The 25,005-nt window shown below is 68.7% G+C and carries 29 protein-coding genes; 16 read left to right on the plus strand and 13 right to left on the minus strand.

The window, feature by feature from the left end:
- Nucleotides 1–54 precede the first annotated feature (54 nt).
- The gene (locus K2X73_RS05375; protein ID WP_294109095.1) at nucleotides 55–924 is read left to right on the plus strand and encodes a 3-hydroxyacyl-CoA dehydrogenase NAD-binding domain-containing protein; all 870 of its coding nucleotides are present in this window, start codon (nucleotides 55–57) and stop codon (nucleotides 922–924) included.
- On the plus strand, nucleotides 921–1,406 hold the full coding sequence (locus tag K2X73_RS05380; protein WP_294109096.1) for a heme-binding protein: 486 nt from the start codon (nucleotides 921–923) through the stop codon (nucleotides 1,404–1,406). The genes K2X73_RS05375 and K2X73_RS05380 overlap by 4 nt, the downstream gene beginning before the upstream one ends.
- Nucleotides 1,407–1,484: 78 nt before the next feature.
- On the opposite strand, the gene K2X73_RS05385 is transcribed toward K2X73_RS05380, so the two are convergent.
- The 3 genes from K2X73_RS05385 to K2X73_RS05395 all read right to left on the minus strand — a co-directional run bounded on the left by K2X73_RS05385 (nucleotide 1,485) and on the right by K2X73_RS05395 (nucleotide 3,940).
- The gene (locus K2X73_RS05385) at nucleotides 1,485–2,282 is read right to left on the minus strand and encodes a MerR family transcriptional regulator (RefSeq protein WP_294109097.1); all 798 of its coding nucleotides are present in this window, start codon (nucleotides 2,280–2,282) and stop codon (nucleotides 1,485–1,487) included.
- 50 nt (nucleotides 2,283–2,332) lie between these two features.
- Nucleotides 2,333–3,565, minus strand: coding sequence for a nucleoside transporter C-terminal domain-containing protein (locus K2X73_RS05390; RefSeq protein WP_294109098.1), 1,233 nt, complete (start codon nucleotides 3,563–3,565; stop codon nucleotides 2,333–2,335).
- 69 nt (nucleotides 3,566–3,634) lie between these two features.
- Nucleotides 3,635–3,940, minus strand: a complete 306-nt coding sequence (locus K2X73_RS05395; protein ID WP_294109099.1) for an SCP2 sterol-binding domain-containing protein — start codon at nucleotides 3,938–3,940, stop codon at nucleotides 3,635–3,637.
- A 101-nt stretch (nucleotides 3,941–4,041) separates the two neighbouring features.
- Between K2X73_RS05395 and K2X73_RS05400 the strand changes: the two genes are divergently transcribed.
- Both K2X73_RS05400 and K2X73_RS05405 read left to right on the plus strand, forming a co-directional pair.
- On the plus strand, nucleotides 4,042–4,659 hold the full coding sequence (locus tag K2X73_RS05400) for a hypothetical protein (RefSeq protein ID WP_294109100.1): 618 nt from the start codon (nucleotides 4,042–4,044) through the stop codon (nucleotides 4,657–4,659).
- Nucleotides 4,660–4,762: 103 nt separating this feature from the next.
- On the plus strand, nucleotides 4,763–6,403 hold the full coding sequence (locus tag K2X73_RS05405) for a sulfatase-like hydrolase/transferase (protein WP_294109101.1): 1,641 nt from the start codon (nucleotides 4,763–4,765) through the stop codon (nucleotides 6,401–6,403).
- Nucleotides 6,404–6,517: 114 nt separating this feature from the next.
- Here K2X73_RS05405 and K2X73_RS05410 read toward each other — a convergent pair whose 3' ends face one another.
- Together K2X73_RS05410 and K2X73_RS05415 are read right to left on the minus strand one after the other, a co-directional pair.
- Nucleotides 6,518–7,438, minus strand: coding sequence for an isoaspartyl peptidase/L-asparaginase (locus tag K2X73_RS05410; RefSeq protein WP_294109306.1), 921 nt, complete (start codon nucleotides 7,436–7,438; stop codon nucleotides 6,518–6,520).
- Between the two features lie 8 nt (nucleotides 7,439–7,446).
- Nucleotides 7,447–8,577, minus strand: a complete 1,131-nt coding sequence (locus K2X73_RS05415; RefSeq protein WP_294109103.1) for an acyltransferase family protein — start codon at nucleotides 8,575–8,577, stop codon at nucleotides 7,447–7,449.
- Between the two features lie 127 nt (nucleotides 8,578–8,704).
- On the opposite strand from K2X73_RS05415, the gene ispG reads away from it, so the two are divergent.
- The gene (ispG, locus tag K2X73_RS05420; RefSeq protein WP_294109104.1) at nucleotides 8,705–9,826 is read left to right on the plus strand and encodes a flavodoxin-dependent (E)-4-hydroxy-3-methylbut-2-enyl-diphosphate synthase; all 1,122 of its coding nucleotides are present in this window, start codon (nucleotides 8,705–8,707) and stop codon (nucleotides 9,824–9,826) included.
- A 56-nt stretch (nucleotides 9,827–9,882) separates the two neighbouring features.
- On the plus strand, nucleotides 9,883–10,416 hold the full coding sequence (locus tag K2X73_RS05425) for a TIGR02281 family clan AA aspartic protease (RefSeq protein WP_294109105.1): 534 nt from the start codon (nucleotides 9,883–9,885) through the stop codon (nucleotides 10,414–10,416).
- On the opposite strand, the gene K2X73_RS05430 is transcribed toward K2X73_RS05425, so the two are convergent.
- Entirely contained in the window at nucleotides 10,413–10,889 is a 477-nt protein-coding gene (locus K2X73_RS05430; RefSeq protein ID WP_294109106.1) for a winged helix-turn-helix transcriptional regulator, read from the minus strand. The genes K2X73_RS05425 and K2X73_RS05430 overlap by 4 nt on opposite strands.
- Between K2X73_RS05430 and K2X73_RS05435 the strand changes: the two genes are divergently transcribed.
- Complete coding sequence (locus tag K2X73_RS05435; protein ID WP_294109107.1) at nucleotides 10,889–11,680, plus strand: MBL fold metallo-hydrolase; 792 nt, start codon at nucleotides 10,889–10,891, stop codon at nucleotides 11,678–11,680. The two genes, K2X73_RS05430 and K2X73_RS05435, sit on opposite strands and share 1 nt — an antisense overlap.
- A 28-nt stretch (nucleotides 11,681–11,708) precedes the next feature.
- On the opposite strand, the gene K2X73_RS05440 is transcribed toward K2X73_RS05435, so the two are convergent.
- Complete coding sequence (locus K2X73_RS05440; RefSeq protein WP_294109108.1) at nucleotides 11,709–12,293, minus strand: Rid family hydrolase; 585 nt, start codon at nucleotides 12,291–12,293, stop codon at nucleotides 11,709–11,711.
- Between the two features lie 161 nt (nucleotides 12,294–12,454).
- On the opposite strand from K2X73_RS05440, the gene K2X73_RS05445 reads away from it, so the two are divergent.
- Both K2X73_RS05445 and K2X73_RS05450 read left to right on the plus strand, forming a co-directional pair.
- Complete coding sequence (locus K2X73_RS05445; RefSeq protein ID WP_365980356.1) at nucleotides 12,455–12,775, plus strand: helix-turn-helix domain-containing protein; 321 nt, start codon at nucleotides 12,455–12,457, stop codon at nucleotides 12,773–12,775.
- A gap of 37 nt (nucleotides 12,776–12,812) precedes the next feature.
- A complete protein-coding gene (locus tag K2X73_RS05450; RefSeq protein WP_294109110.1) occupies nucleotides 12,813–14,048 on the plus strand; it encodes an amidohydrolase family protein in 1,236 nt (411 codons plus the stop codon).
- A 53-nt stretch (nucleotides 14,049–14,101) separates the two neighbouring features.
- Here the strand turns inward: K2X73_RS05450 and K2X73_RS05455 are convergent, their stop codons facing one another.
- On the minus strand, nucleotides 14,102–14,737 hold the full coding sequence (locus tag K2X73_RS05455) for an acyloxyacyl hydrolase (protein ID WP_294109111.1): 636 nt from the start codon (nucleotides 14,735–14,737) through the stop codon (nucleotides 14,102–14,104).
- A 95-nt stretch (nucleotides 14,738–14,832) separates the two neighbouring features.
- On the opposite strand from K2X73_RS05455, the gene K2X73_RS05460 reads away from it, so the two are divergent.
- The 5 genes from K2X73_RS05460 to K2X73_RS05480 all read left to right on the plus strand — a co-directional run bounded on the left by K2X73_RS05460 (nucleotide 14,833) and on the right by K2X73_RS05480 (nucleotide 17,585).
- Nucleotides 14,833–15,450, plus strand: coding sequence for a hypothetical protein (locus K2X73_RS05460; protein ID WP_294109112.1), 618 nt, complete (start codon nucleotides 14,833–14,835; stop codon nucleotides 15,448–15,450).
- Entirely contained in the window at nucleotides 15,450–15,683 is a 234-nt protein-coding gene (locus K2X73_RS05465) for a helix-turn-helix transcriptional regulator (RefSeq protein WP_294109113.1), read from the plus strand. The genes K2X73_RS05460 and K2X73_RS05465 overlap by 1 nt, the downstream gene beginning before the upstream one ends.
- 83 nt (nucleotides 15,684–15,766) lie before the next feature.
- Nucleotides 15,767–16,645 carry a DMT family transporter gene (locus K2X73_RS05470; protein ID WP_294109114.1) on the plus strand — a complete coding sequence of 293 codons (879 nt, stop codon included), beginning with the start codon at nucleotides 15,767–15,769 and terminating at the stop codon, nucleotides 16,643–16,645.
- Nucleotides 16,642–17,112: a GNAT family N-acetyltransferase gene (locus K2X73_RS05475; protein ID WP_294109115.1), complete on the plus strand. Its 471-nt coding sequence runs from the start codon at nucleotides 16,642–16,644 to the stop codon at nucleotides 17,110–17,112. The genes K2X73_RS05470 and K2X73_RS05475 overlap by 4 nt, the downstream gene beginning before the upstream one ends.
- Entirely contained in the window at nucleotides 17,109–17,585 is a 477-nt protein-coding gene (locus K2X73_RS05480) for a GNAT family N-acetyltransferase (RefSeq protein ID WP_294109117.1), read from the plus strand. The genes K2X73_RS05475 and K2X73_RS05480 overlap by 4 nt, the downstream gene beginning before the upstream one ends.
- Here the strand turns inward: K2X73_RS05480 and K2X73_RS05485 are convergent.
- Both K2X73_RS05485 and K2X73_RS05490 read right to left on the minus strand, forming a co-directional pair.
- A complete protein-coding gene (locus tag K2X73_RS05485) occupies nucleotides 17,582–19,174 on the minus strand; it encodes a helicase HerA-like domain-containing protein (RefSeq protein ID WP_294109118.1) in 1,593 nt (530 codons plus the stop codon). The genes K2X73_RS05480 and K2X73_RS05485 overlap by 4 nt on opposite strands.
- Before the next feature lie 59 nt (nucleotides 19,175–19,233).
- The gene (locus K2X73_RS05490) at nucleotides 19,234–19,734 is read right to left on the minus strand and encodes a helix-turn-helix domain-containing protein (RefSeq protein WP_294109119.1); all 501 of its coding nucleotides are present in this window, start codon (nucleotides 19,732–19,734) and stop codon (nucleotides 19,234–19,236) included.
- Between the two features lie 99 nt (nucleotides 19,735–19,833).
- Here K2X73_RS05490 and K2X73_RS05495 point away from each other — a divergent pair, with 99 nt between their 5' ends.
- Nucleotides 19,834–20,313: a tautomerase family protein gene (locus K2X73_RS05495; protein WP_294109120.1), complete on the plus strand. Its 480-nt coding sequence runs from the start codon at nucleotides 19,834–19,836 to the stop codon at nucleotides 20,311–20,313.
- A 64-nt stretch (nucleotides 20,314–20,377) separates the two neighbouring features.
- Here K2X73_RS05495 and K2X73_RS05500 read toward each other — a convergent pair whose 3' ends face one another.
- The 3 genes from K2X73_RS05500 to K2X73_RS05510 all read right to left on the minus strand — a co-directional run bounded on the left by K2X73_RS05500 (nucleotide 20,378) and on the right by K2X73_RS05510 (nucleotide 23,982).
- Nucleotides 20,378–21,919: a Do family serine endopeptidase gene (locus K2X73_RS05500; protein ID WP_294109121.1), complete on the minus strand. Its 1,542-nt coding sequence runs from the start codon at nucleotides 21,917–21,919 to the stop codon at nucleotides 20,378–20,380.
- A gap of 81 nt (nucleotides 21,920–22,000) precedes the next feature.
- Nucleotides 22,001–22,867 carry a protease modulator HflC gene (locus tag K2X73_RS05505; protein ID WP_294109122.1) on the minus strand — a complete coding sequence of 289 codons (867 nt, stop codon included), beginning with the start codon at nucleotides 22,865–22,867 and terminating at the stop codon, nucleotides 22,001–22,003.
- Entirely contained in the window at nucleotides 22,864–23,982 is a 1,119-nt protein-coding gene (locus tag K2X73_RS05510; protein WP_294109123.1) for a protease modulator HflK, read from the minus strand. Before K2X73_RS05510 ends, K2X73_RS05505 begins: the two co-directional genes overlap by 4 nt.
- Before the next feature lie 71 nt (nucleotides 23,983–24,053).
- Between K2X73_RS05510 and K2X73_RS05515 the strand changes: the two genes are divergently transcribed.
- Nucleotides 24,054–25,004, plus strand: coding sequence for a P-loop NTPase (locus tag K2X73_RS05515; protein WP_294109125.1), 951 nt, complete (start codon nucleotides 24,054–24,056; stop codon nucleotides 25,002–25,004).
- Nucleotide 25,005: the final 1 nt, after the last annotated feature.

Here is a 25,005-nt window from a genome sequence, read left to right on the forward strand (position 1 = left end):
CCCTTCCGCGCGGCTTGGCTCTAGACGCGGCGCAAACGAACAAGGAGCTGGGCGATGCAGGTGATTGGCGTGATCGGCGCGGGGCAGATGGGGGCGGGAATCGCGCAGGTCTCGGCGCAAGCGGGCTATCGCGTGCTGTTGTCGGACGTCGATCAGGCGAGGGCCGAGGCGGGGCGCGACGGCATCGCCAAAGGGCTGACCAAGCTCGTTGCCAAAGGTAAGATCGAGCAAGCAGCGGTCGACGCGGCGCTCGCACGCATCGAACCCGTCACCAGCACCGACGCGATGGTCAAATGCGACCTGGTGATCGAGGCGGCCACCGAGCGCGAGGAGATCAAGCGCCGCATCTTCGAAAGCGTTGGCAAGGTGCTGAGCGGCACCGCCATCCTCGCCTCCAACACCTCCTCCATCCCGATCACGCGGCTGGCGCAGGCGGCGCCCGACGCGGCGCGCTTCATCGGCGTGCATTTCTTCAATCCAGTGCCGGTGATGGGGCTGATCGAGCTGATCCGTGGCCTTGCAACCAGTGACGCGACCGTCGCGGCGGTCGAGGCCTATGGCAAGACGCTCGGCAAGGAGATCGTCCAGGCGAATGACGCGCCGGGCTTCATCGTCAACCGCGTGCTGATGCCGATGCTCAACGAAGCGTGCTTTGCGCTCGGCGAGGGCGTGGCGAGCATCCGCGACATCGACGCCGCCTGCCGGCTGGGGCTCAACCATCCGATGGGGCCGCTGACGCTCGCCGATTTCATCGGGCTCGACACCTGTTTGGAGATCACCCGCGTCCTGTTCACCGGCACCGGCGATCCCAAATTCCGCCCGGCGCCGCTGCTGGTGAAATATGTCGAGGCGGGCTGGCTGGGCCGCAAGACGGGGCGCGGCTTCTATGATTATTCGGGCGCCGAGCCGGTGCCGACGCGATGATCGGCCTACTTCCCCTCGCGCTAGGCCTGGCCGCGCCCCAAACCCAAGCGCCGCAGGCCGCGCCGAGCGCGCCCGCCCCCGCCGCTCCCTATGGCGCGCCAATCTCGCTGGCGGAAGCGCAGCGCCTGCTTGATCGCGCGCTCGCCGCCGCCCGTGCCAAGGGGTTTCGGATGGCGGTCGCGGTGGTCGAGCCCGATGGCAACCTCGTCGCCTTCGCACGGCTCGATGACACCCAATATGCCTCGACAACGATTGCCCAGGGCAAGGCCGCGACCGCTGCTCGCTTCCGCCGGGCAACGGCGGTTTTCGCGCAAGGTTTGGCCAACGGCCCCGGCGCCCTATCGCTGCCCGGCGTGATCGCGGTGGCCGGTGGCCGCCCGATCACCGCCAACGGACGTATCGTCGGCGCGATCGGCGTTTCGGGCGGCTCAGCCGCGCAAGACGACGCGGTCGCCGCCGAGGCGCTCGGCGAGACGCCCTGAGCCAGAGCGGCGCATTACCGCGTGCCGTTGGAGCCGGCGGTAGTGCGCCGCCGGCCCGAACGGACCTTGGGGCGAGCCTCAGGCCGAGGGCAGCGGATTCGCACCCCTGACCTTGGCAATCGCCGCCGCCTGCTGGATGAACTGGAATACCTGGTGGTCGAACCCCGGATCGGCCTCGCCCTCCCATTGATCCATATTCGCGTAGAGTTGCCGCGAACCCTCCATCATCGCCGGCGTCGCGACCCGCGCGAAGGGTTCGAGCAAGGCACCCCATTCGCGCAGGAACGCCTGGGCCTGCTCGCTCGCCGGGTCCATCGGCATCGCCGCCTTGATCCGGCTGCCCAGATCCTTCCATTTGGCGGCGGTATCGGCATGGGTTTCACCAAAAGCTTCGCCCATTTCGGCTTGCTTGGCCGCGAAATCGGCCTTGGCCTCCTCGCTCATGTAACGGTCGGTAACGGTTTTCCACTTGGCGGCTTCTTCGGACATGATCTTGTCTCCCGATCGGATCAGCGAGCACAGGGTCGCGGCGTCGATCGGCTCGCCGCGATCGATGCGGGACAAGGTTTTGACGAGGATCGCGCGCCGTTCGCCCAGTGCCGCGGCCTCGGCCTCGACGGCTTCCAACTGCAAGCGGAGCAGCGCCGCGAGGTCGATCGGCCGCCGGTCGAACAGCGCCTTGATCTGCGCGAGACTCAGCCCGGCGCGCTTGAGCGCGATCAGCTGGTGCAGCCGCTCCAGTTCGCCCGCGCCGTACACCCGCCGCCCGCTATGCGTGCGCAAGGGACGGACCAGCCCGCGCGCCTCATAGAAGCGCAGCGCGCGGGCGGAGAGACCGGTGGTGCGGGCGATTTCGGCAATGTCGATCGTCGTCATGCCCGTGATGTAGCGGTTGACGCTACGTCAGCTTCAAGCGGTTTTTTTGGTCAGGGAATGAGCAGCCCCGCGAGCGCCGCCGACATCAGGTTCGCCAAGCTGCCAGCCAGCAGCGCGCGAAGGCCCAAACGGGCGATGACCGGGCGTTGGTTGGGCGCCAGGCTACCGGTCGAGGCGATCTGGATCGCGATCGACAGGAAGTTGGCGAAGCCGCACAGGGCAAAGGTGATCACCGCCTTGCTATGCGCGCTCAGCGTCTGGAGCTTGCCGAGCTCGATGAACGCCACGAACTCGTTCAGCACCACCTTGGTCCCGAGCAATCCCCCCGCCGTCGCGGTTTCGCCCGTGGGGATGTTGAGCAGCAACATCAGCGGCGACAGCGCCCAGCCGAGCATCGCCTGAAAGGTGAGGCCAGGAAAACCGAACAAGCCGCCAACCGCACCCAAAAGGCCATTGGCGAGCGCGATCAGCGAGACGAAGGCAAGCACCATCGCCCCCACCGCCACCGCGATCCTTACCCCGGTCTGCGCGCCATTCGCCGCCGCCATGATGATGTTGGCGGCGCGTTCGATCTCGGGCTCGGCCTCGATCGGCATGACATCGGCGTCGCCGCCATCGGCGGTGTCGGGCATGATGATCTTCGCCATCAGCAACCCGCCCGGTGCGGCCATGAACGACGCGGCGAGAAGATAGGGCAGATAGCCTGGACCGAGCAGCGCGGCATAAGCAGCCAGGATCGTCCCCGCGACCCCAGCCATCCCTACCGACATCACCGCGAACAACTGCTGCGGTCGCAGGCCGGGCAGATAAGGCGCGATCACCAAGGGAGCCTCGGATTGACCGACGAAGATATTGGCGGCGGCGCACAGCGCTTCGACGCGTGACACGCCGACGATCCGTTCGATCGCGCCGCCAATCCAGCGGATCAGCAACTGCATGATGCCGATATGGTAGAGCACGGACACCAGCGCGGCGAAGAAGATGATCACCGGCAGCGCCGAAAACGCGAAAGCCGAACCGAAAGTCGGATCGGAGGCGAGATTGCCGAAGATGAGCTTGGTGCCTTCGCCTGCATAGCCGAGCAGCGCCGACACGCCCGTTGCCATGCCCTCGATCGCCGCCTTGCCCGCCGGCACATACAGCACCAGCACCGCAAGCCCGGCCTGCAAGGCGAAGGCGGCACCCACTACCCGCAGGCGGATCGCGCGCCGGTTGGCGGAAAAAGCAACCGCGATCAGCAGAATAACGACGATGCCGGCCAAGCCGATCAGATTGCGGTTCAAGCGATGCCCCGGTAGCTCACCAAATGACGCGCACCATACACACCGTGCCCGGCGACGCCAGCACCCGCCTCAAGCGAGCTTCAGCTTGCTCGTCACCTGTTGCAGCTGCATCGCGACGCCCATGTCGCCCGCCACCTTCAGCTTGCCCATCATGAAGGCGGTGGTCGCGTTGAGCTCACCCTTGGCGAGCTTCTTGAAATTGTCGAAACTGATCCGGATCGTCGTGTCAGCGTCCTGATCGGTGTTGCTCACCACCTCGGCCACGCCATCAAGCAGGATCACGCCGGTATCGCCGAAATCAAACTTCACCCGCTTGCCGGGCAGCCAGGCGCCGCCTGCGGCCATGATGCGCGTCACTTCCGCCAGATCGGCCATGAATTCTCCCCCCAAATGCTCCTTCCATTACCGGCCTGAGCCTGCGCTTTGTCAAGCGGATCAGCTAGACTGATGGCAGCATTAATGTCACTAGATTGGCTATGACAAGCGCGATCATCTGGGGCGCGGCCGCGCTCGTCTATCTCGCCTTTCGCGGCTGGTACGACAACTGGCGCGGACCGCTCACAGCGGCCGAGATCGATGCGCTGATGGCGCGTGCCGATCGAGGCGCGGCGGGGAGCGACACCGCCCGCGCCGCGATCCGCGCCTTCCTAGAGGCCGATGACGGGCGCGAATTCGTGATGTTCAACCTCGTCAAGACCACCCGTGATCCGGTCCCTGATCCACTTGGCGGGCCGGACAAGCCGGGGATCGATTTGCTTAACCGCTATGCCCGCCACTTCATTCGCGTGTTGGTTCGGCGTGGCGGGCATCCGCTGATGGTACGGCGCAAGATCGGCGGCTATGTCGATAGCTGGGCGGCGGGCGAGGATCCCGGCTGGAGCGTGATCGGGCTGATGCGCTATCGCAGCCGGCGCGACATGATGCTGCTCGCGCTCGATCCGGAGTTCGCAAGGCACCATCCGGACAAGCTGGCGGGCACGCTCGCCACCTTTTCCTTTCCCACCGCGCCGCAGCTGAGCCTTGTGCTTGGGCCACGCACGTCGGTCGCGTTGATCCTGGCGTTGGGGGCGTCGCTCGTTGACTTGTGGCGGTAGCGGGCGAACTCGACGCGCGACCGCGCGATCCATCCCTAGTGCCCCATAAACTATTTGCATCGCGCATGTCGTTTGGCAAGCTGGGCGCAAAGGAGAAGGCTTGATGCGGCGACTCTGGATCGGGCTGGCACTGTTGGTGGTGCTGGGGGCGGCTGGCTATGCCATGTTCGAGCACTACAAAATCTATCTCCCCGGCATCATCGCGCGCTGGCGCGACCCGATCGCCGCCAACCATCCGGTGGTCTGGTCACAAGGGCCTAAGGTGCCGCCCGCCGGTGAGCGCCCCCCCAACATCGTGCTGATCCTTGCCGACGACCTGGGCCATAACGACATCAGCTTCTATGGCGGCGGCGTGGCGCATGGCGCGGTGCCGACCCCGGCGATCGATTCGATCGCGCGTGAGGGCGCCAGTTTCGCGATCGGCTATGCCGCCAACGCCACTTGCAGCCCTTCGCGCGCGGCGATCCTCACCGGGCGCTATCCGACGCGCTTCGGGTTCGAATTCACCGCGGTGCCAGTCGGCTTCGCGCGCGCCGTCAGCCGGGGCGAGCGCCCCGCCGATGGCCGCCCGCCGGTGCTGTTCCACGAAGAGCGCACCAAGGGGTTGATCGATTACCCGCAAATGGGGGTGCCCCCATCGGAGCGTACCCTCGCCGAGCTGCTGAAGGGCGCCGGCTATCACACCATGCAGATCGGCAAATGGCATCTGGGCGAGGCCAAGCAGCTTCAGCCGCGCGCGCAAGGGTTCGACGAAGCGCTCGGCTTCCTGGCGGGCGGTGGGATGTACGCACCCGAGGACACGCCCGGCATCGTCAACGCCAAATTACCGTGGGATCCGATCGACCGTTATTTATGGCCCAATCTGCCTTATGCGGTGCAATGGAATGGCGGCCAGCGCTTCGCGCCCAAGGGACATTTGACCGATTACTTTACCGACCAGGCGGTGGCAGCGATCAAGGCCAATCGCAACCGGCCCTTCTTCCTCTATCTGGCGTATAACGCGCCGCACACCCCACTTCAGGCGACGCGCGCCGATTATGACGCCCTGGCCCAAATCAAGGATCCGGTGCAGCGGGTATATGGCGCGATGATCCGTCAGCTCGATCGCGGGATCGGTCGGGTGCTGTCGACGCTGAAGGAACAGGGGCTCGACGACGACACCCTCGTCATCTTCACCAGCGACAATGGCGGCGCCTGGTACACCGGAATCCCCGATTCGAACGCGCCGTTCCGTGGCTATAAAGCGACCTATTTCGAAGGAGGCTTGCGCGTGCCCTTCTTCCTGCGCTGGCCCGGCCGCATCACACCGGGGACTCGCTTGCCCGGGCCGGCGCATCATCTCGACATTTTCGCGACCGCCGCCGCGGCGGCGGGGGTGGCGGTGCCGGGTGATCGCCCGATTGACGGCACGAGCCTGCTCGCGCCGGCGCCCGCCTCGCCGCGCACGCTGTTCTGGCGCTCGGGCGAGACCAAGGCCGTTCGCGCAGGCGACTGGAAGCTGCAAATCGCCGCGCGACCGAACAAGGCGTGGCTCTATGATCTGGCGCACGACCCGACCGAGCGCCGCAACCTGGCGAGCGCCGATCCGGCTCGCGTCGCCGCGTTGCGCGCGCTGATCGCCGCGCATGACCGCGAGCAGGGCAAGCCGCTCTGGCCCGCGCTGGTCGAGGCGCCGGTGCGGATCGACGTGCCGCTCAACGCGCCGTGGCGGCCGGGGCAGGAATATGTCTATTGGTCGAATTGAGGGGGCAGTTCTCGTCGCCCCGGGCTTGACCCGGGGCCCCGCTGCCTTGCGACCGAAGAAGAAGCGGGACCCCGGCTCAAGGCCGGGGTGACGGCCTTGGCTCAGATGTAGCGCTCACCCCTCATCCCCAAAAATCGCGGCCCGCGCCTCTGCCCCCTCGCTCACGCAGCCACGGAACATCCCCGGCGTCACGAAGCGCCACGCCATCTCCCCATTCGGCGCGGTGATGATCACGCCGCCGGTGCCACCCAGAGCGCGAACCTCGGCGAGCACCGCGTCCGCCGCCGCGCCGATCCCCGCGCCGGTCAGCCGTACCCGCGCCGCGATTTCCGCCGCCACGTTCGCGCGGATGAAATACTCGCCCGATCCGGTCGCCGAGACGGCGCAGGCGCGATCATCGGCGAAGGTGCCCGCGCCGATTAGTGGCGTGTCGCCGATCCGTCCCCAGCGCTTGCCCATTACCCCGCCGGTCGAGGTCGCCGCCGCGACATGGCCGGCCGCATCACGCGCCACCGCGCCGACGGTGCCATATTTCATCTCGGCATCGAACCAGCCATCGACCTTGGCGCGCAACTCCTCGAGCTGGCGGCGGCGTTCGGGGGTAGCGAACCATTCCTGCCCAGCGCACTCGACCTCCTGATCGCGCGCGAACTGATCGGCGCCCGCGCCGCTCAGCAGCACGTGCGGCGTCGCGGTCATCACCCGGCGCGCGAGGCTGACCGGGTTCCTGGCGGCGCTCACCCCCGCCACCGCCCCGGCGGCGCGTGTCGGCCCGTCCATGATTGCCGCGTCGAGGCTCACACATCCGTCATAGCTCAGCACCGCGCCGCGCCCGGCGTTGAAGTGCGGATCGTCCTCCAGCACCCGCACCGCCGCTTCCACCGCGTCGAGAGCCGCGCCGCCGCCCGCGAGCACCGCCTCGCCCGCCGCCAACGCCGCGCGCAAGCCAGCGCGCGCGCCTTCGGCCTGGTCCACCGGGAAATCCTCGCGGCGCAGAATTCCGGCGCCGCCATGCACCATCAGCGACCACATCAGCGCCTCCATCAGCTTGCCGCGCGCCGGGCGGCCGAGGAAAGTCGCAAGCCGATCAGCGGGCGCAGCGGCACGATCATTCGCCCAAGGCGATAGAACAGCCAGCAGCCTAGCACGGTCGCGACCAGCAGGATGCCGAATTCGGCGAGCGGCGCGATCGGCGTCGCCAGCAAGGCACCCGCGACCGCGACGATGATCGTCTGGTGGATGATGTAGAAGGGGAACACCGCTTCGTTCAGCATCGCTCGGCCCGGCGCGTCATGGTTGAGATAGCGATCGGCTATCCCGAGCAGCGCGACGATCGAGGTCCAGCTCTGCACGCCGCGCACCAGGCCGAACCAGAAATAATGATCGAGCGGGATCGCGCTTTTCAGATAAGCCGCCTCGACCGTCGCGACGATGCCATAAGCGACCAGCGCGAGCACGCCCGCGACGCGCCACCAGCGCCGGATCGCCGCCCAAACCGGCGCGCTTTCGCGCAGCAGGAAGCCGAACAGGAACATCGGGAAATAGAGGCGGTGCGCCGCGGGATCGTCGAACAAAGCATGGGTTTCGGCGATGCCGGGGAAACTCCACGCCCAATTGGCCGCGAGCAGCGCGATCGGCACGATTAGGAGCAGCACGCCCGACAGTGCCCGCCCCGCCCCGGCAGCGATCGCCACGCGAATCCGCGTCGGAAGCAACAGACCGACGCTCAGCGCGAGCGTGTAAACGAACAGATAAACGACGAACCACAGATGCTGCCAGGTCGGCACCGAGACGCCGCTGATCTTCTGGATGCGGAAATAGTCGTGCGCCAGAAAATAGCCGAAATCATGCGCATAGCCGTGCTGGGTGGTGAGCTCGACCCAGGGCTGGATCGGGTTGATCACCACCATCGCGAACAGGATCGGCGGCACCAGCCTTTTGCTCCGCCCCCACGCGAAGCGCCCGGCCGAGGGGTCCGCCGCGAAGATCGCGCGGCTCGCATAGCCCGAGACGACGAACAGCAGCGACAGCCGCCACGCGTTCAGCGCCTGCATCGGGATCGTTACCCATTCGATCGGGTGCGCGATCTTGGCATGATAGGCCCAGGGCACGAACACCATGCCGATATGATAGAAAATGAGCAGACCGAAGGCGCCGATGCGGAGCCAGTCCATGCCATAATGTCGGTTCAAATCAGCCTCGCGCCGTGATCGCGCCACCCGGTCCAGGCACTATCGTATCGACGCGGCGCCAATGCAACGCTATATCGCGCGCCAACATCCAGCCGAGATCGAGGGTTTCATGTCCGTTCGCCCCTGGCGCGACATTCAGCGCCGCAAGTGCCGCCAAATCATGGTCGGCAACGTCCCTGTTGGCGGCGACGCCCCCGTCACCGTCCAGACGATGACCAACACGCCCACCAGCGACGCGCGCGCGACGATCGACCAGATCCGGCGCTGCGAGGAAGCCGGCGCCGACATCATCCGCGTTTCCTGCCCGGACGTCGAGTCGACCACGGCTTTCCGCCAGATCACGCGCGCGGCGCGGGTGCCGATCGTGGCCGACATCCACTTCCACTATAAGCGCGCGCTGGAAGCGGCGGACGCGGGCGCGGCGTGTCTGCGGATCAACCCCGGCAATATCGGCTCGGCCGACCGGGTGAAGGAGGTCGTCAACGCCGCCAAGGCCAATGGCTGCGCGATCCGTATCGGCGTGAACGCCGGCAGCCTTGAGAAAGACCTGCTTGAAAAATATGGCGAGCCCTGCCCCGAGGCGCTGGTCGAGAGCGCACTCGATCATATCAAGCTATTGCAAGACAATGACTTTCATGAATTCAAGGTGGCGGTGAAGGCAAGCGACATCTTCCTCGCGGTCGCCGCCTATCAGCAGCTCGCGGAAGCCGTCGATTGCCCGCTGCATTTGGGCATCACCGAGGCGGGCGGGTTCGTCGGCGGCACGGTGAAGTCGGCGATCGGCATCGGATCGCTGCTGTGGTTCGGGATCGGCGACACGATCCGCGTCTCGCTTTCGGCCGAGCCCGAGGATGAGGTGCGCGTTGGCTTCGAGATCCTGAAGGCGCTGGGCATCCGCAACCGGGGCGTGCGCGTCGTCAGCTGCCCGAGCTGCGCGCGCCAGGGCTTCGACGTGATCCGCACCGTGCAGACGCTCGAGGAGCGGCTGCAGCATATCCGGGTGCCGATGTCGCTTTCGGTGCTCGGCTGCGTGGTCAATGGCCCGGGCGAAGCGCGCGAGACCGATATCGGCCTCACCGGCGGCGGTAACGGCAAACATATGGTTTATTTGTCGGGGGTTACCGACCACACGGTCGAGAGCGAGGACATGATCGAGCATATCGTCCAGCTCGTCGAGAAGAAGGCGGCCGAGTTGGAAGCGGCGGAAGTGCCGGCGGTGGCGGCCGAATAGGCGTTAACCACGCGGCTTCACGCGGGCTGAACGCGGGCGCGGCTAGGCTCGCGCCTATGCGGAACACGGCGATCGTGATCATTGCGATTGGGGTGGTGATCGGTGCGGTGATGCCCGCGCCGCGCAAATCCGTGCCCGCCGGGGCAGCGCCGAGCCTCGCCGGGGCAACGCCGAGCCCGGCTGGGGCAACGCCGATCCCCGACGGGACGCCCCGGGACAGCGAAATGCCGCGCGAAACCGTGCTCGCGCGCAGCGGCGCGGGGCATTTCCTCGCGGTGGCGGACGTCAATCGGATGCCGGTGCGCTTCGTCGTCGATACCGGCGCCGATACCGTCGCGCTGACCGTGGAGGATGCCGAGCGCGCCGGAGTCCGGTTCGATCGCGCGCAGTTCCAAACCGTCGGCCAGGGCGCGGGCGGACCGGTGATGGGGCAGGTGGTGACGATCGACGAAATCACGCTCGACGGCAAACGCGCGACCGCGGTGCCGGGGGTGGTGCTGGAAGGGGCGAGCGTATCGCTGCTCGGCCACAGCTATCTGCGGCAGCTGGCGAGCGTGAGCATCGAGGGAGACACGATGCGGCTGCGCTAGGCGGGGATCGGCAGCTCGGTCGTTTGCCCCAGCACGTCTGGCGCCGTCCAATCCTCCCCCCGCGCGCGCAGCCGGGCGAGCGCCCAGGGGAGCAGCAGCGCGAGATACTCGACCAGCGCTTTCCCTTCCGCGCTCAGCCGGTATTCGCGAATCTGCGCCTGCCCGCGCACGATCGCCATGCTCTCTATCAGGCCATCCGCCTCGAGCGCGGCGATCTGCTTGAGCAGCACCGGCTTGGCGGCGCGCGGCAGATGGGCGCGCAAGCCCGCGAGCGCGACCGGCCCCGCCGCGAGGAACAGCAGGATGCGCGCCTTCCATTTGCCGCCGACCACGGCGAACACTTCTTCGATCGGGCAGGGATCGAGCGGGGGGCGTTTGGGGCGGTAGCGCATCAGGCGGTCCGGTCGTAATTTGTTGATCCTGTTCGGCGCCACCCCGGCCGAGGCATCACCGCGCGCGAAAGGATGCCGCAATGCCCGATGCCGCCGCAATGCATGTAACTTATTACGACACCGCCATGGCGCTGATCGAGATCGGATCGCTGCGACTGTTGACCGATCCGTTGTTCGATCCCGCCGGCACGGTGTTCGAACACGGCCCGGTGCGGCTGGAGAAGCGCAGCCCGCGCGCGATCGACCCGGCGGCGCTCGGCCGGATCGACGCGGTGCTGCTGAGCCACGAGCAGCATGGCGACAATCTCGATCATGGCGGGCGCGCCTTTCTGGCGCGGGTGCCACGCGTACTGACGACGCATGACAGCGCCAGCCGGCTAGGTCCGAATGCGCGCGGCCTCGCCGAGTGGGAAGAGGTGGTGCTGACCGGCCCGGACGGCGACACGCTGACTGTGACCGCGGCGCCCGCCCAGCATGGCCCGGACGGGACCCAGGCGGCGACCGGGCCGGTCACCGGCTTCGTCCTCACCGGCGGGCCGCTCGATCTGCCGGTCTATATCTCGGGCGATACCGTGCCCTTCGCCGGCACCGACGCGGTCGCCGCGCGCTTCGCGCCGGTCGGGCTCGCCTTGCTCCATCTGGGGCATGTCGCGCTCGATCCGCTGCCGGGAATGCATTTCTCGCTCGACGCGGCCGAGGCGATCGAACTGGCGCAGGCGCTCCATGCACGCACCGTGGTGCCGCTCCACTTCGACGGCTGGGCGCATTTCGCCGAGCCGGTAGAGGCGGCGCGCGCCGCCTTCGCCGCCAGCCCAATCGCCGCACGCGTCCACTGGCTGGCGCGCGGCGAGCGGGGGACGTTCGCGCCATGATGGGAGCGAGCGTCGGGTGGCTGCCCGATCAGCGCTTCGGCCGCCGCTTCTGCGGGGCATAGGCGATCATCTGCACTTCGACGATGCCTTCGGGGCTGATCAGGCCGCTGGTGCCGACCGCGGTCCAGGCGGGGTGGACCCCGGTCATGAACTCGTCCTTCACCGCGCCGAACGCCTGGAACTGCGCCAGCCGGTCGCCGCCGAATTCGGGCGCGGTCCAGTCGTGGAAGCTGTTGACCATCACCACATCGTCGAAGGTAAGCCCGAACGCGGTGAGCTGCGCGCGGATGCGCGCGAAGCCCGATCGCGCCGCCGCCTTGAAACTGTCAACCGTGTAGGGGCCGGTCGACGCCCGCGCGATCACCACGCCCGAGACATAGACATAATCGCCCGCCCGCCGTGCCGGCGCATAATGCCACGTCTCATAAGCCGCGCGCGCCTTCGCGTCGGTGATGACGACCTCGCCGCCCGGCGCGGCGATGCGATCGACCGATGACTGGGCGATGGCGGGCGCCGCGAGACAGGATGCGGCGATAAGCGAAACGCTGGGCAGGGAAACATTGGGCAGGGAAACATTGGGCAGGGAGATGCGGGTCGGCACGGGCTTGGTCATCGGCGGCCTTTCGCTTCGGGCAATGCCAGTTGTCGTGCTCGCGATTACCGGCGATAGGTTGGCGGCGACAAGTACGCACAAATCGCGCGGGTACTATCGTGGATGATAGCGTGGTGACTAAGCGGGATCGGTCGGCGCGGCGCACCGGGTGCGCCGTGGAGGTGACCTTGTCCGTCATCGGCGGCGTGTGGAAGCCGGTGATCCTGTTCCACCTGCTCGGCGGCACGCTGCGGTTCAACGCGCTGTGCCGGCTGACCCCCGCCGCGACGCCGCGCATGATGACGCTGCAGCTGCGCGAGCTGGAGCGTGACGGCATCGTCAGCCGCACCGTCTATGCACAGGTGCCGCCGCGCGTCGAATATACCCTCACCCCGCTTGGCCGCACGCTGGAGCCGCTCCTCTTGGGGATGCGTGCCTGGGGCGACCAGTTCCGCGCCGGCCAGCCGGTGACGCCGAGCACGGCATCCGGTGAACCGAATTAGCTTGCGGCGCCCGGCGCCCCGGGCGCATCACCTGCCCATGCTCCGTCCGTTGCTGCTGCTGCTGCTCGTCATCCTCGGCCAAGGCGCGGCCCGTGCGCAGGCGCCGGTGCTGCTGGTGCCCGATCGGGTGTTCGACGGCACCGCGCCCGAGGCGCATCCCGGCTGGAAAGTGCTGATCCAGGGCGACCGGATCGTCGCCGCCGGCCCCGATGTCACCGCCCCCGCGGGCGCCGAAGTGGTGACGCTGCCCGGCACGACGCTGATGCCCGGCCTGATCGACCTCCACGTCCATCTGTTCCTCCACCCCTATGACGAGACGCCCTGGAACGATCAGGTGGCCAAGGAGCCGCTCGCGCTGCGCACCGCACGCGCGGTGGCGGCGGCGCGGGCGACGCTGGCGGCGGGGTTCACCACCGTGCGCGACCTGGGCACCGAAGGCGCGGGCGAGGCCGATGCCGGGCTGAAAGCGGCGATCGAGCAGGGCATCGTGCCCGGCCCAAGGCTGCTGATCGCCAGCCGGGCGCTGGTCGCGACGGGCTCCTACGGCCCCAAGGGGTATAATGGCCAAGTGCCGCAGGGCGCCGAGGAAGCGAGCGGCCCCGAGCTGATCGCGGCGGTGCGGCGCCAGATCGGCGCGGGCGCCGACTGGATCAAGCTCTACGCCGATTATCGCTGGCGCCCCGGCGAGCCGAGCCGGCCGACCTTTTCCGCCGAGGAGCTGGCGCAGGCGGTGCGGACGGCGCACGACGCCGGGCGCAAGGTGGCGATGCACGCCAGCACCCCCGAAGGGATGCGCCGCGCGATCGCCGCCGGCGCCGACACGATCGAGCATGGCAATGACGGGACGGCGGCCGAATTCGCGGCGATGAAGGCCAAGGGCATCGCCTTCTGCCCGACGCTCGCCGCGAGCGACGCCATCACCCGCTACACCAAGGCGAGCGATGCGGCGCTGCAGCCGAAGCGCACGAGCTATGCCGCCGCGCTGCGCTCGGGCGTCACGCTCTGTGTCGGCGGCGATACCGGGGTGTTCAAACATGGCGAGAATGCCCGTGAGATCGCGCTGATGGCGGACTGGGGCCTGGGCCTGCCGCGCGCGCTGATCACGGCGACCTCGGGCAATGCCGCGATCCTCGGCCTCGCCGATCGCATCGGCGGCGTGAAACCGGGGCTGATCGCCGATCTGGTGGCGGTAACGGGTGATCCGACGCAGGACGCTGCCGCGCTCGGCCGGGTGGCGGCGGTGTTCCAGGCGGGGCGGCGGGTGAGGTTCTAGCCGTTCATCCGATGCGGGTGATCCGGAGCAGCGCCGGCGCGCGCCAAGGCGCTTTATCGCCTCAACTTGTACACAATCCGCAGGCCCATCGTTTCCAGCCCCGGATTGGTGCGCCCGAACCAGCCATTGTGGCTGAAATGCTCGTAGGTCGCCTCCGCCGCGAGCCGGCGATTGAGCTGTACCCCGATCGAGAAGCTGGGGTTGAACAGCACGCGCGACCCGAAATCGGTCCGGGTGGAATAGATCGCGTAGCGCCGCTCGGCCTCGGCCCGGCCAATTCCGGGCGCGAACGGATCGGGTGTCTGGAGATAGCCGTCGTGAAGGGCCAGGCCGATCCCCACCTGGCCGTAAACCCGGCGGCGAAACGCATATTGCCGCCACTCGGCGCCGACGCTCGCCAGGCTCGTCCGGCCGCCGGTGTTCAGATAAAGCTTGGCGGTCAGGCGCGGCTTCAGCGCGCCGCGCAGCGGGGGGCTGCGCAGCACCAAGTGCAGATCCACCGTGCCGCCTTCGGCTTCGTTCGCGTAAAAGGTGCCGGGCGGCGGCGGCCCGCGGAACGGCTTGGGCACGCCATGCGCGAGCAGGCCGATCGCCACCTCGGCGGGCGGCCGCCCCTCTGCCTGCTGGGCTTTGACAGCGCAGGGGACAAGCGCGACGGTGGCGCAAAATGCGCTCAAAAATCGGATCATCAAACGCGGCTCCTGGGCGACGTGGACAGAATTTGCCCCGGCGATGACTTTTGCTAAAAAGGAAAAAAGTTTCTGTCAAACAGAAAGAATAGCTGATGCGCTATGGATTGACCGCTTCACAAGCGCGGTTCGCCAACGTCGTGGGCGCGGCCTTGCTGGCGACCGCCGTGCTGGCGTTGGCGTCCAACCTGGTGCTGCTGTGGCATGCCGCGCCCGGCTTTCGCTGCGATGCGAGCGGCTGCGTCGGCGCCGTAAAGGCGCTGGCGGCCGCGCCCGATGACGCGCGCGCGGCGCTCGCCGCGTCGCCCGCCGCGCTGGCCGGGTTCACGCGCTACCTCGGCTCCTGGCCCGTGCGCCTGGGACTGTTCGCGATCCTCGTGCTCCAGTCATTGCCGTTCGCGCTGCTCACCGGAAGCGTCGGTTTCGCGCTGCGGCGGCTCGGGGGACGCGCGCCCGAGTCACTCCGGCAGGCGTTGCCGTGGCTGCGGCGCGCCGCGCTGGCGGCCCTGGCGCTCGCGATCGTGACGCCGGTCGCGCAAAGCCTGCGGGCGATGCTCCTGTTTCCGGGGACACCGGCCGGCCCGATGTGGTGGTTCGAGGTCGATTTCGTGCAGACCGGGCAGCATCTGCTCCTCGCGCTCACCGCGAACGTGATCGTTTGGGCGATCGCCGCCGGCAGCGAGGCCGAACGCGACGCTTCAGGCTTCGTCTGATGCCGATCATCGTCAACCTCGATGTCATGCTGGCCAAGCGGAAAGTGAGATCGAACGAGCTGGCGCGCGCCATCGGCATTACCGAAAGCAACTTGTCCTTATTGAAATCGGGCAAGGTCAAAGGGATAAGGTTTTCGACGCTCAGCGCCATCTGCCGTTATCTTGACTGCAAGCCCGGCGACATTCTGGATTTCGTCGAAGGCGACGAGGCGGACGAGGTCGACCAGGTGTAGCGCCACCGCCCGGCGGTGAAGCCCTGATCCGGCCCCGATCGCGCCCCTTGCCCACGCCGCGCCCCCGCGCCACCAAGGCCGCCATGACCTCGCCCCGCTTCGCCTTCCTTGTCGCCACCATCGGGATCGGCACCTACTCGCTGATGGATGCGGCGATGAAGGCGCTGGCGCTGGCGCATGGCGCCTATCCCGCCCTGTGGTGGCGTTCGGTCGCCGGAGTATTGCTGGTCGCGCCGCTGTTCCTCGCGCGCGGGGGGCGGTGGCCGGCGCGGCGGGTGCTGGCGCTCCACCTCCAGCGCGGGCTGCCGGCGACGCTTTCGGGGCTGCTGTTCTTCTGGGGGCTGGCGCGGGTGCCGATGGCGCAGGCGGTGGCGCTCACCTTTCCCATTCCGATCATGGCGCTGTTCCTCGCGCGGCTGTTCCTGGGCGAGCCGCTGCGCGCGCGGGCGCTGACCGGCGCCGGCATCGCCGCGGGCGGGGTGATCGTGATCGCCGGCCTCGAACCCGGGGCGCGCGGCGATCCGCTCGCGACGCTCGCGCTGCTCGGCGCGGCCTTGTGCTACGCGCTCAGCCTGATCGCGCTGCGGCGCCAGGCGCAGGCCGCCTCGGCGGTGGAGGTGACGCTGTTCACCGGGCTCGTCTTCGCGGTGCTGCTCAGCCTCGGCGCCGGGATCGACGCGGCGCGCGGCGGCACGCTCGGCATCGCGACGCTGCCGGCGCGCGCTGACCTGCCGCTGATCGTCGGCGCGGCGATACTGGGCAGCGGATCGGCGATGCTGCTCGCCTGGGCCTATGCGCGCGCGGGCGCGGGGCTGCTCTCGCTGAGCGAGTACAGCGCGTTCCTGTGGGCGGCGCTGCTCGGCGCGGTGCTGTTCGAGGAGCGCGTTTCGCTCTTTACCATCGGCGGCGCGGCGTTGATCATCGCCGGGTGCCTCGTCGCGCTACGCAAGGAAGCCGCATGATCCGTTTCGCCGAACCCACCGATGTCCCCACCCTGCTCGCGCTGGTGCGCGAACTCGCCGAGTATGAACACGCCGCCGATCAGGTCGCGGCGAGCGAGGCGCAGCTGGCGGAGGCGCTGTTCGGCCCCAAGCCGGCGGCCGAGGCGCTGATCGCGGAACAAGACGGTCGCGCGGTTGGCCTGGCACTGTTCTTCCATAATTTCTCGACCTGGACCGGGCGGCGCGGGCTGTATCTGGAGGATCTCTACGTCCAGCCCGAGGCGCGGGGGGCGGGCATCGGCAAGGCGCTGCTCAAGCGGCTCGCCGAGATCGCGGTCGCGCGGGGCTGTGCGCGGTTCGAATGGGCGGTGCTCGAGTGGAACCAGCCCGCGATCGACTTTTACCGCGCGATGGGCGCCGAGATGATGGACGAATGGCGCATCTGCCGCGTGACCGGCGACGCGCTCACGGCGCTCGCGCGGCGATGATCGTCCGCCCCGCGACCCCGGCGGACGTGCCGGCGATCCACGCGCTGCTCAAGGAGTTCGGCGCGCATGGCGGCAACCCGGATTGGGTGCGGGTGAGCCTCGATCAACTCCACGCGATCTTCTTCGGCCCCACCGCCTGGTGCGCGGCGCATGTCGCCGAACGGGGCGGGGGCCTGGCGGGGATGGCGCTGTGGTTCCTCAACTTTAACTTCGGGCTCGGCCGCCCGGGGCTGTATCTGGAGGATCTGTTCGTCACCGCCGAGGCGCGCGACGCCGGCGTGGGCGAGGCGCTGATGCGCGCGCTCGCCGCCGAAGCGGTGCGGCGCGATTGCGTGTGGATGGACTGGATGGTGCTGACCGACAATGTCGGCGCGCAGCGTTTCTACGCCCGGCTCGGCGCCGCCGAGCAGGACGAATGGCGGCTCTGGCGGCTGGAGGGGCAGGCGCTCACCGATCTCGCGGGCGAAATCTAACCCCGGAACAGCCCGCCGAGCACCCCACGCACCACCTGGCCGAGCATCCCGCCCGAGCCGCCGCCGCGGCGAGTGCCGGTGCCGAGCACTTGCTTGGCGAATTCGTTCGCCACCTGCCGCGTGATCGTGCTCGTCGCGGTGCGCGCGGCGGAGGTCGCGACCTTGTTCCACACCGAATTCTGCGCGGCGCGTGCCTGCTCCTTGGCGGCGCGCGCTTCCTCCTTGACGCGCACCGCTTCGGCCTTTTGCGCTTCGTCCGCCGCCTTGGCCTCGGCGGCGGCGGCCTGCGCCTCCTGCGCCTTGGCCGCGAGGATTTCCTCGGCCGAATCGCGATCGACCAGCGTGTCGTATTTCGCGCCGACCGCGTCGGTGTCGATCAGCACGCGGCGCTCCTCGGGGGTGATCGGGCCGACGCGCGAGGCGGGCGGGCGGATCAGCACCCGCTCGACCGGCGAGGGCGCGCCATCGGCCATCAACAGCGAGACCAGCGCCTCGCCCACCTTCAGCTCGGTGATCGCGCTCGCGACATCGACCGCCGGGTTGGGCCGGAAGGTCGTCGCCGCCGCCTTTACCGCCGCCTGATCGCGCGGGGTGAAGGCGCGCAGCGCGTGCTGCACGCGGTTGCCGAGCTGCCCCGCCACCTTGTCGGGAATGTCGATCGGGTTCTGGGTGATGAAATAGACGCCGACCCCCTTCGATCGGATCAGCCGCACGACCTGCTCGATCTTCTCCAGCAACGCCTCGGGCGCGTCATCGAACAGCAGATGCGCCTCGTCGAAGAAGAAGGCGAGCTTGGGCTTGTCCGGGTCGCCGACCTCGGGAAGCGTCTCGAACAGCTCGCTCATCAGCCACAGCAGGAAGGTGGCGTAGAGCTTGGGCGAGGCCATCAGCTTGTCGGCGGCGAGGATGTTGACGATACCCGCGCCGGCATCGTCGAGCGTCAGAAAGTCACCAAGGTCGAGCGCCGGCTCGCCGAAGAAATGCTCGCCACCCTGCGCGCGCAACTGCAGCAGCGCGCGCTGGATCGTGCCGACCGATTGCTTGCTGACATTGCCATAGGTCGTGGTCAGCTCCGCCGCGCGCTCGGCGCAGTGGGCGAGCAGCGCCTGCAGATCGTCGAGATCGAGCAGCAGCAGCCCTTCCTGATCGGCGAGGTGGAAGGCGATCGTCAGCACGCCTTCCTGCGTCTCGTTCAGGCCGAGCAGCCGCGCGAGCAGCAGCGGCCCCATTTCGGAAACCGTGGTGCGGATCGGGTGGCCCTGCTCGCCGAACAAGTCCCACAATTGCACCGGCGCCGCGCGATAGGCCCAGCCGGTATCGCCAATCTCCGCCGCGCGGGCGGTGAAGGCGGCATGGGGCTTGGCGGTGGGGCTGCCGGGCATCGACAGCCCCGCGAGATCGCCCTTCACATCCGCCACAAAGCAGGGGATGCCGGCGGCGGAGAAGCCTTCGATCATGCCCTGCACCGTCACCGTCTTGCCGGTGCCGGTGGCGCCGGCGATCAGGCCGTGGCGATTGGCGCGCTTCAGCTCGATCGCCTGGGGGGTGGCGCCACCGCTCGCCGCCCCGATGAACACCGTCTCGCCCATGCCCGCCTCCCGTGTCTCGCCGCAGGATAAGCGGGGCGGGGGGCGGGGCGAAAGCGAAATCAGCCGCGCCGGGCGAGCCGGCCGAGCACCGCCGTGCCCTTGTGCGCGGCGACGCCGGGGCCGGCGGTGGCGATCACCTCCTGCGGCACCGGCATCGCCCCGCATTCTGTGCAGACGAGCCGCGCGGTCACCCGCCCGCCGCAATCGCGGTGCTCGGCGCGCGTCGGCGGCCCCTCGGCGAGCGGCTGCCAGCGATCGCCCCAGTCCATCAGCGCGACGAGCGTGGTGAGGAAATCGGCGCCCTTCTCGGTCAGGCGATATTCGTGGCGGGTGCGCCCCGTCTCGCGATAGGCGACGCGGGTGAGCACGCCATGCTCAACGAGCTTCGCCAGCCGCTCGGCGAGCACCTTGCGCGGGATGCCGAGATCGGCGGCGATCGCGTCGAACCGGTTCAGCCCCAGGAAGATGTCGCGCAGGATCAGCGGCGTCCACCACTCCCCCACCACCTCCATCGTGCGGGCGACCGAGCAGGCGAAATCGGCGAACGAGGTGCGGGCCATGGCGCTTCGCGTAGCTAAGTTCCTTGACGAAATCCAGCTCGCCGTGCTGAGTTCATCCAGGGAACTTCGAGTCGCCCCCCTATTTCGAGGAGACAGACGATGCCGATGATCGACGTGTATCACCCGCAAGGCGCTTTCAGCCCGGAGGCCCAGGCGCGGCTTGGCGAGGCGCTCACCGCGCTGCTGCTGGAGATGGAGGGCGCGCCGGACAATCCCGTGTCGCGCACGATCAGCTGGGCGTTCTTCCACCCGCTGCCGGCGGGCACGATCTTCGTCGGCGGCAAGCCGGCGGCCCAGAATATCTACAAGATCGTCTTCTCGGTGCCGCAGGGTACGCGCAAGCTGCACGGCCCGGCGACGCTCGATCAGCGCGACGCGCTGGTGAAGGCGGCAACGCGGCTGGTGCTGGCGGCCGAGGGCAGCGAGGCCACCCCGGCCAATCAGGCGCGGGTGTGGTGCTTCCTCCACGAGGTGCCCGAGGCAACCTGGGGCGGCCAGGGCCGGCTGGTCGGGATTCGTGACATCAGCGCGTTCGTGATGTCCGGCGCCGCGGCCGCGCCCGAGCTGGTCGAGGCTTGAATGGAAAACGCCGCCCGCGTGGCGATCGCGGGCGGCGTTTCGTGGCTAGTTCTGCAGCCGGCCGTTACTTCTTCAGCCGGATCGCGACGAACAGGCCCGGGGTGCGGCCGCGCTGGACGAACAGCAGCAGCGAGTCGCGGCCCTGCGCGCGCGCCTGCGCCACCACCTGGGCGAGCGCCGCGACGGTCGTGGTCGGCTGGCGGTTGGCGGCGACGATCAGGTCACCGCGCTTCAACCCCTTTTGCCCGGCGTCGCTCGAAGGATCGACGGTGGTGACCACCACGCCCTTCGCGGTCGAATCGAGCCCCAGCGCGCGCTGGATCTGCGGCGTCAGCTCGGTGACGGTGAGGCCGACCGAGTTGCTCATCGCCTGGTCGCCCTGGCCTTGCCCGCTGTCGGGCATGGCGCTGTCGTCGTCGCCATCGCCGGTCTGCGCCGCCAGTTCCTGCGGCGAGGGGCGGGTGCCCGCGGTCACCGTCAGCGCGGTGGGCTTGCCGTCGCGCAGAATGTCGAGCCGGATCGCGTCGCCCGGCTTGGTCTGGCCGACGAGATAGGTGAGCGACTGCTCGTTCGTCACGTCCTGGCCGTTGACCTTCAGCACCACGTCGCCGACGCGGACCCCGGCGCGGCCGGCGGGGGTATCGGGCTCGACGCTGCGGATGATCTCGCCGTGGTTCTTCGCCACGCCGAGCGCGCTGGCGAGATCCTCGTCGATCGGCTGCGGGCCGACGCCCAGATAGCCGCGCTTCACCGCCTGGCCCTTCATCAGCGTGTCGATGATCGGCCGCGCCTGCTCGGCGGGGATCGCGAAGCCGATGCCGATATTGCCGCCCGAGGGGCTGAGGATCTGCGAATTGATGCCGATCACCTCGCCCCGCAGGTCGAACATCGGGCCGCCCGAATTGCCCTGGTTGATCGAGGCGTCGGTCTGGATGAAGCGATCATAGAGCCCGAGGCCGGTGGTGCGGTGGAGCGCCGAGATGATCCCCGCGGTCACCGTCGAGCCGATGCCGAACGGGTTGCCGATCGCGACGATCCAGTCGCCGACGCGCGCCCGGGTCGAATCACCGAAGCGCACGAACGGGAAGGTCGCGCCCTCGATCTTGAGCAGCGCCAGGTCCGAATCCTGATCGCGGCCGATCAGCTTCGCCGGATATTCCTTCCCGTCGGTGAGCGTCACGGTGATCGAATCGACCGTGGCGCCGCGCGCGCCGGGGGCGACGACGTGGTTGTTCGTCACCACATAGCCATCGGCCGAGATGATGAAGCCCGAGCCGAGCGACTGCGCCTGGCGCGTGACCGGCGCGCCGCCCTGGCCGCCGCCCTGCCCGCCGCCGAACTGGTTGAAGAAATCCTGGAACGGCGTGCCCTGGAACGGATTGGCCTGCTGCTGCACCTTGATCGACTGTTTGGTCGAGATGTTGACCACCGCCGGCTGCAGCCGCGCGACCAGATCGGCGAAGCTAACCGGCGCGCCGGCGCGCGGCGCGATCTGCGCCATCGCCTCGGGCGCATTCTGCGCGGTTTGCGCCGGCGGATTCAGCGCGAGCGACGCGGTCGTCCCCGCCAGCAACAACGCACCCGTGATCGCATAAGCGTAACGCACTTTCGGTCCCTTCCTATCCGCAATTTGGGGCGGCTTGTCGCCCAACCAGTCTGAACGCTTTTTGAATAAACTTGTCGCGACTCACCGTGCGGCGGCGCCCGCGCGGCCGCCGAACTGCCGCAGATACGCATCGCCCGGCGTCAGCACCACCTGGGTCTGGCCTTGCGCGAAGGTCGTCCGGTAGGACTGCATAGCACGGTAGAAATCATAGAATTCCGGGTCCTTGCCAAAGCTTTCGGCATAAATGCGGGAAGCATCGGCATCGGCCTGCGCGCGGATGATCTGCGCCTGCTTCTGCCCCTCGGCACGGATCGTCGTCGCCTGTTGCTGGCGCGCCGAGGCCATGCGGGTGAGCGCGCTTTCGAGCGGGCTGCCATCGGGCAGATCGGCGTGGCGGATGCGCACGTCGACGATCTCGACGCCATAGCTGCTCGCGCGGCGCTGGAGCCCGGCCTGGATATTGTCCATCACCGCATCGCGCTCGGGGCTGAGCAGCGCGGCGAACGGCCGCTTGCCGAGTTCGTTGCGCAAAGCGGAGGCGAGCAGCGGGCGCAGCCGGTCGGCGACGATCTGCTCGGTATTGCCGGCGCTGCCGGTCGAGACCACGGCGGTGAGCGGCTTGACGATGCGGAACCGGGCAAAGGCATCGACCTCGAGCGGATATTGTTCGGTCGAAAGCACCGGCTGGTTCGACAGATCGACATCGAGGACGCGCTTGTCGACCAGCACGACCTTGTCGAAGAACGGGAACTTGAACACCGGGCCGGCCTCGGTCCGCCCCAATTGCTCGTTCGCGCGCCAGCTGTTGATCGTGCGCACCGGCTTTTCGAAGCGCAGGATCACCGCCTGCTGGGTTTCGCGTACGACGACGAACGACGATCCGATCAGGATCAGCACCAGCAAGGCCGCGACGACGAGCGCGATCGGCGAGCGCCAGAAATTGGTCATTGGCTGCCTCCCGCGCGCGCGCTGCTGGTAACGGTCGCCTCGTCGGCGGCCGGCGGGGTGCGCGGCGTCACCGGCAGCGGCAAATAGGGCTGCACCCCCTGCGGCGTGCCGACCACGGTCTTGTCAGCGCGGCCGAGCACCTGCTCCAGCGTCTCGTAATACATCCGCCGCCGCGTCACGTCGGGCGCGAGGCGATATTGTTCGTAAGCGAGATCGAACTCGCGCGCCGCGCCTTCGGCCCGCGCGATCACTTGCTGGGCATAGCCGCGCGCGTTGTTCATGTTCGACTGCGCTTCCTGCTGCGCCGCGCTCACTTCCTTGAAAGCGTCGCGCACCTTCGACGGCGGATCGACCCGGCCGATATCGACGCCCTGCACCTGGATGCCGGCATGATATTGGTTGAGCAGGCTCTGCATCAGCTGCTGGGTCCGCGCCGCGATCGCCGCCTTGCCGCCGGCGATCGCCTGGTCGAGCGTGACGGTCGCCATCACCGCGCGCATCGAGGCTTCGGCGACGGCGCGCACGGTTTCCTCGGGATCCTTGATCTCGAACACATAATCCTGCGGGTTGCTGACGTTCCACGAGACGGTGTAGCTCAGGTCGACGATGTTCTGGTCGCCGGTCAGCACCAGATTCTCGCTCCCGCCATTGCCGGGGAAGCCGATCGTGCGCACGCTTTCGACGTCGATCTTCTGCACCGCGGCGAAGGGCGCGGGCAAGGTAAGGCCGATGCCCGAGGGCAGCGTATCGGCATAGCGGCCCAGCACCGTCACCACCCCCCGCTGCTGCGGGCCGATGACGTGGATGCTCGTCAGCATCACCCACAGCACCACCACCAGCGCGATGCCGGCGAGCCACAGGTTGCGTGCCTGCGCGCCGCCCGGCAGCCCGCCAAAGCCGCCGCCGCCCCCGCCCGGCCCCTGCGGACCGCGCGCGCGGCGCAGGAACTCGTCGAGCGCGGTCGGCTTCGGCCCGCCCGGGCGCGGCCGGCCGCCCGGAGGCACCGCCCAGGGATTGCGGTTGCCGTCATCGCCACCGCTGCCCCCACCCCAGGGGCTGTTCTTGTCGCTCATGAAGAAGGGAAGGCGCCGCCACCAGGCCGGAGAGGTCGTCATATCCGTCTTTATAGGTGCCCTACGGAAGAAAAACAGTGGCAAGCGTGCGGCAGCGGCTTATCAGCCCCGCCATGGATGCTTTGCAGCAATTGCTCGCGACCGAGCCGCGCGCGACGGGGCGGCTGACGGAGGGGCGCGCGCGGATCGTGCTCGACGTGGACGGGCTCGCGGCCGAGCAAGCCGACGCACTCGAAGCGCGGCTGAAGGCGGCGGCCGAAGCGCTGCCGGGGGTGAGCGCGGTGACGATCGCGCGCACCGCCGAGCGCCGCCGGCGGCGGTTGATCGCGGTGGCGAGCGGCAAGGGCGGGGTCGGCAAATCGACCGTCGCCGCCAATCTCGCGGTGGCGCTGGCGCGGCGCGGGGCGCGGGTCGGGGTGGTCGACGCCGACATTTATGGTCCCTCGCAACCCCGCATCCTGGGGGTGGAAGGGGTGCGGGCGCAGGCGCGCGGCAAGCAGTTGTTGCCGGTGGCGACGCCTTATGGCGTGGCGCTGCTGTCGATGGGGCAGCTCGCCGCCGCCGACAGCGCGATCGCCTGGCGCGGGCCGATGGCGGCGGGCGCGCTGCTCCAGCTGGTCGAGGCCGATTGGGCGGGGGTCGACACGCTGATCCTCGATCTGCCCCCGGGCACGGGCGACGTGCAGCTGACGATGGTGCAGCGGCACAAGCCCGACGGGGTGGTGATCGTCTCCACCCCGCAAGACTTGGCCTGGCTCGACGCGCGCCGCGCGATCGCGCTGTTCGAAAAGGCCGAGGTGCCGATCATCGGCCTCGTCGAGAACATGGCGGGCTATCAATGCCCGACATGCGGCGCGGTCTCCGATCCGTTCGGACGCGGCGGGGCGGCGGCGGCGGCGGAAGCGCTCGGCATCGCGCTCCTGGCCCGGCTGCCGCTGGCGATGGCGATCCGTGAAGCCTCCGACGCCGGCACGCCCCCCGCCGCCGGGAACGGGGCCGAGGCCGCCGCGTTCGCAACCCTGGCCGAACAGGTTGACGCCTGGCTCGCCGCGCAACCGGGATAAC

Source organism: Sphingomonas sp., from assembly GCF_019746665.1.
GTDB lineage: Bacteria > Pseudomonadota > Alphaproteobacteria > Sphingomonadales > Sphingomonadaceae > Sphingomonas.